The sequence below is a fragment of the Acinetobacter sp. CIP 101966 genome (assembly GCF_000369725.1).
GTDB lineage: Bacteria > Pseudomonadota > Gammaproteobacteria > Pseudomonadales > Moraxellaceae > Acinetobacter > Acinetobacter lwoffii_Q.
The window spans coordinates 1,602,524-1,615,005 of the sequence record NZ_KB850160.1 but is presented as its reverse complement, the minus strand read 5'-3'; the positions used below and the strand labels follow the sequence as shown (position 1 = coordinate 1,615,005).

Here is a 12,482-nt window from a genome sequence, read left to right as displayed (position 1 = left end):
TCAGACTGCTTTTTTTATGCTTCAGCTGGCTGCCATGTTTAAATATTTTTGATGTAATGGTCTGAGATGAGCATAGAGATGATCCAGATGACCATCATTTAGGACAATATCATCGGCCATGGTCTGCTTTTGTTCGCGGGACATTTGGGCGGCAATGATATTGCGAATTTGTTCGATATTCTGGCCATCACGTTGTGAGGCCCGCTCAATTTGCAGTTCGATGGTGGCATCAATCAGTAAGGTATGCTGAGTGAGTTCGTGCTGATTGGTTTCAAATAAAAGTGGTGAAACCAGAATGGCATAGGGACTTTGCGCAGCATGTAGTTGCTGGATAATGGAAGTGCGAATTGCCGGATGGGTAATACTTTCCAGGGTCTTGCGTGCTTCAGGAGACTGGAAGATATATTCACGCAAGGCACGACGATTCAGTGAGCCATCGGCAAGCAGTACCCAATCGCCAAAAGCCTGCTGGATCTGGGTAAGTGCAGGCTGCCCAATTTCGACCACTTCACGCGCTACCACATCGGCATCGACTACCGTGATCCCTTGTGCTTCAAACCACTGACTGGCAGCAGACTTGCCACTGCCAATCCCGCCGGTTAATCCGAGTATAAATTTCACTTTATTGACCTAAATACACTTTCATAATCTGCTCGCCCCACAAAAAAGCAATCCAGCCGGCAATCGCGATATAGGGACCAAAGGCAAAAGGCTGATTTTCCTTGCGGACTTTCAGTAGGATAATCCCGATAATCGCACCAACCAGAGAAGACAGCAGCACAATTAAAGGCAGTAATAAAGGCCCCATCCAGGCACCCAGGGCGGCAAGCAATTTAAAATCGCCATAGCCCATACCTTCCTTGCCGGTAACGATTTTAAATGCATAATACACCACCCACAGACACAGGAAACCAATAATATAGCCCCAGATGGCAGCACCGGGTAAGGTATAAAGTGCATAACTATTTACCCCCAAACCTAGCGCGGCCAAGGGTAAAGTATAACGGTCAGGCAATAACTGGGTGTCAAAATCAATAAAAGTGAGTGCGATCAGCACATAAGTCAGGATCAGGCCAAACAGCATTTGTAGGGTAGGGCCAAATACTGCTACGACAAGGAGTGCACAAACTGCCGTCAGAATTTCAACCAAAGGATAACGGATGCTGATCGGATTCTGGCAGTTGCTACATTTTCCGCGCAGGACCAGCCAGCTAATGACGGGAATATTCTGGTACCAGCGGATTGGCTGATGACACTTGGGGCAAGCTGAAGCGGGTTTGCTTAAACTTAACTTAGTTTCATCAATCACCGGCTGTTCCGGATGCAGGAACATCTGGCAATCAGTACGCCATTCCTGTTCCATCATCTTGGGAGTGCGGTAAATCACGACATTCAGAAAGCTGCCGATACATAAACTAAAAAGCCCAACTGCGATATACAACGCCGTTGGGTTTTGAATAAAATATTGAAGAAAATCGTGCATTAAACCACAGAACCCATTTGGAAAATTGGAAGGTACATGGCAATCACCAGACCACCGACAAGCACACCGAGAACAGCCATAATGAGCGGTTCCATCATCGAGGTTAAGCCGTCAACTGCATTGTCGACTTCATTTTCATAATGTGTGGCTACTTTGTCTAGCATGGCATCTAGTGCACCAGATTCTTCACCAATCGCGACCATTTGTACTGCCATGGATGGGAATTTGTTGGTCACGCGCATGGCAAACTGTAGTTGTTGACCTGTGGCGACATCTTCACGGATTTTCATCACGGCATCTTCATACACGACGTTATTGGTAGCGCCGGCAGTGGATTCCAGTGCATCAATCAAGGGAACACCAGCTGCGAAAGTCGTGGCCAAAGTGCGGCTATAACGTGCAATAATCGCTTTATACACCAGGTCACCAAAAATCGGGGCTTTGAGTGCGGCCTTATCCAGAAAATCGCGGAATTTCTTGCTGCGTTTTTTCGCTTCAAGAAAAGCGGTAATCACGGCCCCAATGGCGATAATCAGCAGGAACCAATACTTTTGCATCCATTCCGACATATTGACCACCATTTTGGTAAAAGCCGGTAAGTCCGCACCAAATGAAGAGAATAAATCCTGGAAAACCGGGACCACTTTGACCATCAGAATGATGGTAACAATTAGGGCGACTACAACCACCGCAGCAGGATATTTCATGGCTTTTTTGATTTTTTGCTTGAGTAGTTCGCTTTTTTCTTTGTAAATCGCAACGCGATCTAGCATGGTTTCTAAAGCACCAGATTGTTCACCAGATTCGACCAGTGAACAGAATAGGTTGTCGAAATATTGTGGATATTTGCGCAGTGCTCCGGCAAAAGTATTACCGCCTTCAACCTCACCTTTAATTCCTAGTACAACTTCACGCATCGCCGGATTTTCCAGACCTTCTGCGACAATTTCAAAGCCTTGTACCAGTGGTACCCCGGCTTTCATCATGGTCGCCAACTGTCGGGTAAAAATTGTAATATCCAGTGTTGAGACTTTTTTCTTCATCAAGCCTTCAAGGATATTTTTTTTCTTTTCCCGAATGGTCTTGATGCTGATGCCTTGTTTCCGAAGGGTGACCTTGGCCAGAGCCATATTTTTTGCTGGCAATTCCCCCTTGATCTTTGCCCCTTTACGATCAATTCCTTCATAGCTGAAGATCGGCATCATCTGGCCTTTCTTTACTGCTGCCATACCTTTATCCTTATTTTAGATCAGCGCCCGATCATTCGCTGGTGACACGATTGACTTCCTGTAAAGAAGTCACCCCCTGCATCACCTTGATTAAACCTGACCGGCGTAAATTGTTAAAACCTGCACGTGCGGAAGCATCTGCAATTTCAAGTGCATTGCCGTCCTCCATAATAATTCTGGAAATTTCGGGTGTTACTTTCATAACTTCATAAATACCTACACGACCCTTATAGCCTTCACGACATTCATTGCAGCCCACCGGTTCATAAATTTGGAACTCAGGTTGCTGCAAGTCGGTTTCGGTAAAGCCCATCTCCAGTAAGCTTTGTTGCGGAATATCTGCAGGTTTCTTGCATTGTGAACACAAACGACGCGCCAACCGTTGTGCAATGACCAGGTTTACTGAAGTGGCAATATTGAAAGAGGGCACCCCCATGTTTCGTAAACGGGTCAAGGTCTCAGGCGCACTATTGGTATGCAAGGTCGACATCACCATATGACCGGTCTGCGCCGCTTTAATCGCAATCTCGGCAGTTTCCAGATCCCGGATCTCACCGACCATTACGATGTCCGGGTCTTGACGTAAGAAGGACTTCAGTGCGGCAGAGAAGGTAAGACCAACTTTATTGTTGACGTTGACTTGATTAATGCCTTGTAAGTTAATCTCGACCGGATCTTCCGCTGTCGAAATATTGGTATCTTCACGATTGAGGATATTCAGACCGGTATACAGTGAAACGGTTTTACCGGAACCTGTTGGACCAGTGATCAGGAGCATGCCTTGCGGTTTGTCCAGCGCTTGCATAAAAAGGTCTTTTTGTTCCGGTTCATAACCTAGTGCATCAATTCCCAACATCGCGCTGGAGGGATCCAGAATTCGCAGTACCAGCTTCTCACCAAACAGGGTAGGGAGAGAGTTGACACGGAAATCAATGGCTTTATTTTTAGAAAGTTTTAATTTAATACGACCATCTTGCGGTACCCGTTTTTCAGAAATGTCCATTTGCGACATGACTTTAAGACGCGAAGACAAGCGATTTGCCAGCTGTAGTGGTGGTGTTGCAATCTGGCGTAATACCCCATCTACCCGGTAACGTACCCGATAGATTTTTTCATAAGGTTCAAAATGTAAGTCTGAAGCCCCCATACGGATCGCATCAATTAGTAATTTATTAATATATTTGACAATCGGTGCTTCTTCACCCTTGTTACTGTCATCCTCTTCTTTATTCGGATCAGCAGATTCGACATCAACATCCAGATCAAAGTCTTCATCGAATTCAAAGGTACTTTCTTCGGTAAAATTCTGCTCGATCAGTTTTTCAAGTTTATTGTGTTCAACAATAATGGTTTCAATATTGAGTTTGGTGGAAAAGCGGACTGCATCAATCGCTTCGATATTGGTCGGGTTACTGGTCGCAACATATAAAATACTGGAATTTCTAAAAATCGGCAGAATGCGATGCTTGGTAATCAGCTTTTCATCAATCGCATCCCGAAGAATTTGAGCAGGATCATAGGCACTGATATCAAACAGCGGTTCGCCAAATTCGACTGAAATCGTTTCAGCAATGACGGTTGGAGAAAGTTGCTGCTGGTTAATTAACTCAGCCACAATATCGATTTTTTCTTGTTTGGCATGCGCTAATGCACTGCGCATATCTTCAGCCGAGATGACGCCTTCCTCGACCAAACGACGAATAAATCCGGTAAATCTTGGCGACCCCTGTAATGCTGTCATGCTATAAATGCCTACTCATCAAATTCTTTTAATTGCTATACTAAAATTATACGTTTGTTACGTAAAAATACCATAGCCAAGAGTGCTGCTAGCTTCCTCATCTCCAGTAAAAGCATGAACTGGTTGGAAGAAGTCCCCATTTTTTTAAGTGATAACAAAAAATAACCATTTTGGATAGTCTAAACTGAGAAGGAGTGATAAGAAAACTATTCTTTTAATTTTCCAATTCCGTGTAGAATGTGCCCAATTCAAAATATGTAAATGAAATAGGTTAATTATGTCGGTTTCGACGATTACCCCTTGGGTGATAGGTAACTGGAAAATGAATCCGGTGCAGGCAGATGCATTGAGCTTGGTGCGTGGTATTAAGAATTTGCTGGAAACTGCGCCAATTGCCGAAGATCAATGTCATTTAGGTGTGGCACCGATTGCCATTGCCTTAAGCCAGATTCAGGCAGAGCTGTCATCTGCGGTTCGTCCGATTTATACCGTAGCACAAGATGTTTCACGTATTTCTGGAACAGGTCCCTACACTGGTGAAGTCAGTGCTGAATTGTTGGCCGATAGTCAAATTCACTATGTACTAGTGGGTCATTCTGAACGCCGTGAAATATTTGCGGAAAATGCTGATATTTTAAATGCGAAAATCAAGAATGCCTTAAGTGCCGGTTTGACCGTGATTTATTGCGTTGGTGAAAGCCTGGAACAACGTGAAGCAGGGCAGGCAGAAGCTGTAGTGCTACAACAGATTTGTGATATTGCTGCTGTGGTTGAAGCTGAGCAATGGAAAAATATCGTGATTGCCTATGAACCGATCTGGGCAATTGGAACTGGTAAAACTGCTTCTCCTGAAGATGCACAGGCCATGCATGCACAAATCCGTCAAGGTTTAAGCCAGATCACTGGTTATGGCGCGACGATGGCGATTTTATATGGTGGTAGTGTCAAGCCGGAAAATGCAGTAGAGTTAGCAGCCTGCCCAGATATCAACGGGGCATTGGTCGGTGGTGCATCACTCAATGCTGAGTCGTTCCATAAAATTGCTCATGCATTTGCAAATACACAATAATTAGGAGTTCAGCATGCAAACTTTTGTGCTGGTAGTACATATTATCTTAGCTGTTTTGATGATTGTCTTGATTTTGGTTCAGCATGGTAAAGGTGCAGATGCTGGTGCCTCTTTCGGTGGCGGTGGTGCAGCGACAGTATTCGGAGCATCGGGTTCGGGTAATTTCATGACCCGTTTGACTGCAATTTTTACTGCACTGTTTTTCGTAACCAGTCTGACTTTGGCGATTTTAGCCAAGCAACAAACCTCGAATGCCTATAGTTTGGGATCGGTTCAGTCTGCGCCGACCACACCTGTACAATCGAATGAAACTTCACCAACTGCACCAGAAACGACCGAATAGTTTTAATTAATCCTTTCTTTTTTTCAGTGATACGACTAGAATGCGTCACAGCTGCGGTGGTGGTGGAATTGGTAGACACGCTACCTTGAGGTGGTAGTGCTTTCGGGCGTGGGGGTTCAAGTCCCCCCTTCCGCACCAACTTATAATCCAGAAATTTAAGTTGGTGTATGCAGCTGAAAAAACTTCTGTTGATGCGGGATGGAGCAGTCTGGTAGCTCGTCGGGCTCATAACCCGAAGGTCGTTGGTTCAAATCCAGCTCCCGCTACCAATCAATCCTTTTTAAAGGCGCAAACTTTCAAGAGGCAGCTTAAACAGGTTTTAAGTTGAGAAAATTAATTTGCATGTTGTTGCGGGATGGAGCAGTCTGGTAGCTCGTCGGGCTCATAACCCGAAGGTCGTTGGTTCAAATCCAGCTCCCGCTACCAATCTTTTAAAGATGCAAACTTTAAAAGCAGTTTAAGTTTTTTAAACTGAATGTTATTTGTACGCTGATGCGGGATGGAGCAGTCTGGTAGCTCGTCGGGCTCATAACCCGAAGGTCGTTGGTTCAAATCCAGCTCCCGCTACCACTTTTTCAGCGACAGATGACAAATATGCAGAATGATGTGGTTTTGATTGAAAAGTTCTCATCTTTTGTATATAATTTTTGCACGTTGATGCGGGATGGAGCAGTCTGGTAGCTCGTCGGGCTCATAACCCGAAGGTCGTTGGTTCAAATCCAGCTCCCGCTACCAAGTTTCTAAAAAGAGGCTCACAACAAGGTGGGCCTTTTTGCACAGTGGGATTTGAAAAAATCTTAAATTGTGCATTAATTGGGGCGATTTACGCCCTTTTTTATTGGCTATCGTGTAGTGTCGACATTATTTGGTCAAATCTCCATGTTTCACTACTACTATAGTTTGTATTGGTTTGTAGTGGTCAAATAGATCATAAAATCGCACCAGATGACGAGAGTAAATGAAGCTATCAAATAAAACTCAAGCACTTCAGGACTTGATTGCACCAGCAGTTGAAGCCTGTAATGTAAACCTTTGGGGGATTGAATTCCTGCCACAGGGTAAATGTTCGTTATTACGTATCTACATCGACAAGCCAGTCGATGAGAGCGTTGCACCAGCAATCAATGAAGATGGTGAAGAAGAGCAGGGGCGTGGTATTGGCGTTCAGGATTGTGTGCGTGTCACGCAGCAAGTGGGTGCAATGCTGGATGTTCATGATCCGATCTCGGGTGAATATTCACTTGAAGTATCTTCGCCAGGCTGGGACCGTCCATTCTTCCAGCTCGAGCAGATGTCAGGCTATATCGGTCATACCGTAGCACTACGTTTGATCAGTGCGGTAGATAACCGTCGTAAATTCCAGGCCAAACTGGTTGCTGTCGATCTTGAAAATGAAATGATTCAGGTTGAAGTAGAAAAGCAACAGGTATTGGAGATCGACAGTCACAATATCGATAAAGCAAATTTGGTCTTCCAAGATTAATTTAATAAATAAAAATTTAACGAATAGGTGACGTATGGCACGTGAAATTCTGACCGTCGTTGAAACGGTTAGTAACGAAAAAGGTGTACCTCGTGAAGCGATCTTTGAAGCGCTTGAGCAAGCTTTAGTTGCTGCGACAAAGAAAAAATTCTACGAAGGAACACATTCGGAAGAAGCACGTTTACGTGTGGAAATCGATCGTAAAACAGGTGACTATCGTACTTTCCGTCAGTGGGAAGTGGTTGCAGACGAAGACCATGAAATGCCAGCTTGTCAGGATGCCATCTCTGATGTTGATCCGGCAAAATGGTCGATTGGCGACATTCGTGAGCTTGAAGTTGAATCGATTGACTTCGGTCGTATTGCAGCGCAAATTGCCAAGCAAGTGATCGTACAGAAGATCCGTGAAGCAGAACGTGCACTCGTAGCCGATGCTTACGAATCTAAAGTCGGCGAGCTGATCTACGGTGAAGTGAAAAAACAAACCAAAGACGGCTTTATCATTGACCTAGGTGACAATGCTGAAGCGTATCTTGCTCGCGAAGAAATGATTCCGAAAGAAATCCTTCGTCCGAAGCAACGCGTGAATGCGATTCTATTCAATGTCAACCGTGAAGGTCGTGGTGCGCAGTTACAACTGTCACGTGCTAAACCGGATATGCTGATTGCATTGATGAAGAAAGAAATCCCTGAGATTTCTGAAGAAATTATTGAAATTAAAGCGGCGGCTCGCCAACCAGGCGTTCGTGCTAAAATTGCAGTGAAAACCAATGACCACCGTATTGACCCGGTGGGTGCTTGTATTGGTATGCGTGGTACCCGTATTCAAGCTGTACAGCAAGAGCTCAATGGCGAGCGTATTGATGTGGTAGTTTGGTCGGATGATCCTGCGCAATATATCGCAAGTGCATTGGAACCAGCAGATGTATCGAGTATTGTCATCGATGAAGATGCACGTACTGCAGATATCATTTTCGCAACCAGCGATCAGTTGGCACGTGCGATTGGTTCACAAGGTCAGAACGTTCGTCTGGCATCTGAATTGACTGGCTACAAGCTGGACATGATGCTGGAAGAGGAATACTACGCCCGTCAACAAAACGAAGCGCAACAATATTTAGACATGTTTGTTACCCGTCTGGATATCGCGGAAGATTTGGCGATGGCATTGGTAGAAATGGGCTTCACCTCGCTTGAAGAAATTGCTTATGTTCCTGCAGAAACGTTTGATGAAATCGAACTGGATGCGGAACTGGTTGAACTACTGCAAAGCCGTGCGAAAGAAATTGCACTTGCTGATGCATTACAACAGCAAGAGAACATACAAGCGCCAAGTGAAGAACTTGTTGCAATGGAAGGCATGACAGTAGAGATCGCGCAAGCGCTAGCAGCTCGTGGTGTGGTAACAGTGGATGATTTAGCAGATCAGGCGACTGACGATATCGAAGATATTGAAGGTTTGGGTGCTGAGAAAGCAGGTCAACTCATTATGAAAGCGCGCGAATCATGGTTTAACTAGGAGGTAGTATATGACGGACAAGTCGATTAAAGAGTTAGCCCTCAATGTGGGTAGTCCAGTTGAGAAGCTCCTAGAGCAGGTTCGTGAGGCAGGTTTACCACAGCGTAAAGCTGACGATATTATTACCACCGAACAACAAGATAGCTTGATGAGCCATGTGAAAAAGTCACAGGGTTCAGAAAGCCAAGCAGGGCAAATCACGTTGAAACGTAAAACGACTAGTACGGCTAAAGTAGCCAGTACTTCAGGTAAGGCGAAAACGATTAATGTAGAAGTTCGCAAGAAGCATACATTTGTTAAGCCGGATCCAGAGCAGATCAAAGCAGAAGCATTGGCGAAAGCCAAGGCTGAGCAACAGGCCAAAGCTGCGCCTGAGCAGAATACAGCACAAGCTGCTTCTGCTGAAGCTCCAAAAACTGGCGTAAATAACGCGAATAAAGCTCTAGAAGCGATGCGTGCTGCTGCAAAGCAAACCAGCGACAAGCAAGAAGTTTCTAAAGCTGCAGTTGTGGTAAAACGCAAATCAACCAACAAGCCGATTGTGAAGCAAGTTGTTAAACCAACTGAAACCGCTGAACAGAAAAAGGCACGTGAAGCAGAAGCAGCAAAATTAAAAGCTGTTGAAGAAGCAGCACGTCGTAAAGCGGCTGAAGAAGCGCAGCAACGTACGCTTGAACAAATGCGTCAAATGGCGTCTAAGTACACCGCGGAAGATACTGCTGCAACGATTCGTGTTGTTGATGATTCTCCTCTGGCTGCCGGTCTTGTTGGTCAGGCATATGAAGACTCATTTGCGAAAGAAGACCGCGAAATCAAACGTGGTACGAATACGCCGAGCGCGCGTGCACCGAAAAAAGGTGGTCGTCGTGGTCAGGAAGAGCAAAGCTTCAGCAAACAGCCTAAGCGCGGTTTAAAAACCAGTCAAGGCAACAAGCACGGCTTCGAAAAACCTGTGAAAAAACAGGTTTACGATGTTGAAATCGGTGAAACGATTGTCGTTGCTGACTTAGCTGCGAAAATGGCAGTTAAGGTTCGTGAAGTGATTAAATCACTCATGAAAATGGGTGAATTGGTTACTCAGAACCAGGCGATTGATCAAGAAATTGCTGCACTTGTTGTGGAAGAAATGGGCCATAATCCGGTACTGGTTTCTGATACACAAGCTGAAGATAACTTGCTTGAAGCAGCTGAAGAAGCACGTGGTGCGCAATCTACGCGTGCGCCTGTTGTTACCATTATGGGTCACGTTGACCATGGTAAAACATCGCTGCTTGACCGTATTCGTCGTGCAAAAGTGGCTGCTGGCGAAGCGGGCGGTATCACACAGCATATCGGTGCTTACCATGTAACTACTGATAAAGGTATGATTACATTCCTTGATACTCCGGGACACGCAGCATTTACTGCAATGCGTTCACGTGGTGCGAAAGCAACAGATATCGTGGTTCTGGTTGTTGCAGCAGATGATGGTGTAATGCCACAAACTGCAGAAGCAATTGACCATGCACGTGCTGCAGGTACACCAATCATTGTTGCAATCAACAAGATGGATAAAGAATCTGCTGATCCAGATCGCGTATTGAATGAATTGACTGTGAAAGAAATCGTGCCAGAACAATGGGGTGGTGACGTTCCAGTGGCAATGGTTTCTGCACATACTGGTCAAGGCATTGATGAACTTCTTGATATTATTTCGATTCAAGCTGAACTTCTAGAGCTTAAGGCATCTGAAGAAGGTGCTGCACAAGGTGTCGTAATTGAAGCACGCGTAGATAACAGCCGTGGTGCAGTAACATCTATTCTGGTTCAAAACGGTACATTGAAAGTAGGTGATCTTGTTCTTGCCGGTTCATCTTATGGTCGCGTTCGTGCGATGACGGATGAAAATGGTCAGCGTATCAAATCTGCAGGTCCTTCGATTCCAGTGGAAATTCTGGGTCTTCCAGAAGCGCCAATGGCAGGTGACGAAGTTCTTGTGGTCAGCGATGAGAAGAAAGCACGTGAAGTTGCCGATGCGCGTATGGATCGTGAACGTCAAAAACGTCTTGAGCGTCAATCTGCAATGCGTCTTGAAAACATCATGGCGTCTATGGGCAAGAAAGATGTGCCTATCGTAAATGTTGTGTTGAAAACTGACGTACGCGGTACCTTGGAAGCCTTGCATGTAGCACTTGCTGAGCTTGCGACTGATGAAGTTAAAGTACGTATCATCGGTTCTGGTGTAGGTGCGATCACTGAGTCTGACGTGACACTGGCTGAATCTTCAGAAGCAGTTCTACTCGGCTTTAACGTACGTGCGGACAACGCTGCGCGTCAAAAAGCAGATGCAGACAGTATCGACATTCGTTACTACTCAATCATCTATCAATTGATTGATGATGTGAAAGCAGCAATGAGCGGTAAGCTTGCACCAGAACATCGTGAAACGATTCTGGGTGTTGCACAAGTACGTGAAGTATTCCACTCAAGTAAGTTTGGTGCGGCTGCGGGCTGTATGGTACTTGAAGGCGTATTGCATCGTAACAAACCGATTCGCGTATTACGTGATGATGTGGTTGTGTTCCAGGGCGAGCTTGAATCTCTTCGTCGCTACAAAGAAGTGGTTGAAGAAGTTCGTGCCGGTATGGAATGTGGTCTTGCGGTGAAAGGCTATAAAGACATCAAAGCACTTGATAAGATCGAAGTGTACGATGTTCAACTGATTAAACGGAGTCTTTAATGGCGGGTAGTCAACGTCTGAAGCGTATGGCGGATACAGTACAACGCGAGTTGTCAGAACTGATCCGTCAGGAGCTGAAAGATCCACGCTTAGGTGGTCTCGTGACCATCTCTGCGGTGAAGGTGAGCCCAGACCTGGGATATGCGGAAGTTTATGTCACTGTGATGGGACGTGAACTTGGCGATGAGCAAAGCCAAGAAGCCAATAAAGAAACTTTGGATGTGTTGAACAAAGCATCTGGTTTCTTGCGCCATGAGCTGAGTCGTCGTATCAAAACCCGTATTACGCCTCGTCTACGTTTCCATTATGATAAGACCAATGCATATGGTAACTATATGTTTGGTCTGATCGCTGAAGCAGTGAAGGACTTACCTGAAGCTGAAGCAAAAAAAGATGATGAATAAGTCTTAGGACTAAAAAAGCTACCTTCGGGTGGCTTTTTTTATCTCTAGATTTTTTTAGATTTAAAAGAACTTGAATTGCTTGCTCAATTAATCGAAATCATCATTACGATTGATTTTCTTTTCATAAAAGGTACGACGGCGTGAGCGCTGCCAAGGCAGAGGGCGTTCCAGCGTTTCCGGAACCTCGCCACTCAAAGAGCGTAAACGCAAATGTAATGCAGCCTGTGCCATCAGATTGGCAGATACCGGTGCGGTAATGAAGGCGAACAGGGTGATGAGCACTTCAGCAAAACCGAAACGGCCATATATGGCCGAGAACAGAATTGAGGCCATCAAAAAGCTGCCCAGGCCCAAAGTACTGGATTTGGTCGGGGCGTGCAGACGCATAAACAGATCGGGCAGACGGACCATACCGATCCCGCCGACCAACATAAAGAAAGCACCAATCAATAAAAAAATCGACACCAGTATTTCTAAAATTAAGGACATTTA

Annotated in this window: 11 protein-coding genes and 5 tRNA genes; 11 read left to right on the top strand and 5 right to left on the bottom strand. The window is 45.3% G+C overall.

Translation table 11 applies throughout. The annotated features are described in order from the left end of the window. Positions 1-21: 21 nt before the first annotated feature. From coaE to pilB, 4 genes are read right to left on the bottom strand one after another with little or no spacing between them, the layout of a single operon-like run. Positions 22-621: a dephospho-CoA kinase gene (gene coaE, locus F891_RS13900; protein WP_004281093.1), complete on the bottom strand. Its 600-nt coding sequence runs from the start codon at positions 619-621 to the stop codon at positions 22-24. Position 622: 1 nt separating this feature from the next. Then, a complete protein-coding gene (locus tag F891_RS13895; RefSeq protein ID WP_004281094.1) occupies positions 623-1,483 on the bottom strand; it encodes a prepilin peptidase in 861 nt (286 codons plus the stop codon). After that, entirely contained in the window at positions 1,483-2,712 is a 1,230-nt protein-coding gene (locus F891_RS13890; RefSeq protein ID WP_004281096.1) for a type II secretion system F family protein, read from the bottom strand. Before F891_RS13890 ends, F891_RS13895 begins: the two co-directional genes overlap by 1 nt. 31 nt (positions 2,713-2,743) lie before the next feature. Beyond that, positions 2,744-4,453, bottom strand: coding sequence for a type IV-A pilus assembly ATPase PilB (pilB, locus tag F891_RS13885; protein ID WP_004281098.1), 1,710 nt, complete (start codon positions 4,451-4,453; stop codon positions 2,744-2,746). A 277-nt stretch (positions 4,454-4,730) separates the two neighbouring features. On the opposite strand from pilB, the gene tpiA reads away from it, so the two are divergent. From tpiA to F891_RS13830, 11 genes are all read left to right on the top strand, one after another. Further along, complete coding sequence (gene tpiA / locus F891_RS13880) at positions 4,731-5,522, top strand: triose-phosphate isomerase (RefSeq protein WP_004281100.1); 792 nt, start codon at positions 4,731-4,733, stop codon at positions 5,520-5,522. A gap of 13 nt (positions 5,523-5,535) precedes the next feature. Continuing rightward, a complete protein-coding gene (gene secG, locus F891_RS13875) occupies positions 5,536-5,865 on the top strand; it encodes a preprotein translocase subunit SecG (RefSeq protein ID WP_004281101.1) in 330 nt (109 codons plus the stop codon). A 53-nt stretch (positions 5,866-5,918) separates the two neighbouring features. Then, positions 5,919-6,003: transfer RNA gene (locus F891_RS13870), tRNA-Leu, on the top strand. Between the two features lie 54 nt (positions 6,004-6,057). Further along, a tRNA-Met gene (locus F891_RS13865) sits at positions 6,058-6,134 on the top strand. Positions 6,135-6,214: 80 nt separating this feature from the next. Next, a tRNA-Met gene (locus F891_RS13860) sits at positions 6,215-6,291 on the top strand. A gap of 67 nt (positions 6,292-6,358) precedes the next feature. Beyond that, a tRNA-Met gene (locus tag F891_RS13855) sits at positions 6,359-6,435 on the top strand. Between the two features lie 88 nt (positions 6,436-6,523). Further along, a tRNA-Met gene (locus F891_RS13850) sits at positions 6,524-6,600 on the top strand. 223 nt (positions 6,601-6,823) lie between these two features. Next, positions 6,824-7,348: a ribosome maturation factor RimP gene (rimP, locus tag F891_RS13845; RefSeq protein WP_004281103.1), complete on the top strand. Its 525-nt coding sequence runs from the start codon at positions 6,824-6,826 to the stop codon at positions 7,346-7,348. Between the two features lie 34 nt (positions 7,349-7,382). Then, positions 7,383-8,867 (top strand): transcription termination factor NusA, encoded by a 1,485-nt coding sequence (nusA, locus tag F891_RS13840; RefSeq protein ID WP_004281105.1) that lies wholly within the window; start codon positions 7,383-7,385, stop codon positions 8,865-8,867. A gap of 10 nt (positions 8,868-8,877) precedes the next feature. Then, the gene (infB, locus tag F891_RS13835; protein ID WP_004281106.1) at positions 8,878-11,586 is read left to right on the top strand and encodes a translation initiation factor IF-2; all 2,709 of its coding nucleotides are present in this window, start codon (positions 8,878-8,880) and stop codon (positions 11,584-11,586) included. After that, positions 11,586-11,990, top strand: coding sequence for a ribosome-binding factor A (locus tag F891_RS13830; RefSeq protein ID WP_004281108.1), 405 nt, complete (start codon positions 11,586-11,588; stop codon positions 11,988-11,990). Before infB ends, F891_RS13830 begins: the two co-directional genes overlap by 1 nt. A gap of 87 nt (positions 11,991-12,077) precedes the next feature. On the opposite strand, the gene F891_RS13825 is transcribed toward F891_RS13830, so the two are convergent. Then, positions 12,078-12,479, bottom strand: a complete 402-nt coding sequence (locus F891_RS13825; protein ID WP_004281110.1) for a Na+/H+ antiporter subunit G — start codon at positions 12,477-12,479, stop codon at positions 12,078-12,080. Between the last annotated feature and the right edge of the window lie 3 nt (positions 12,480-12,482).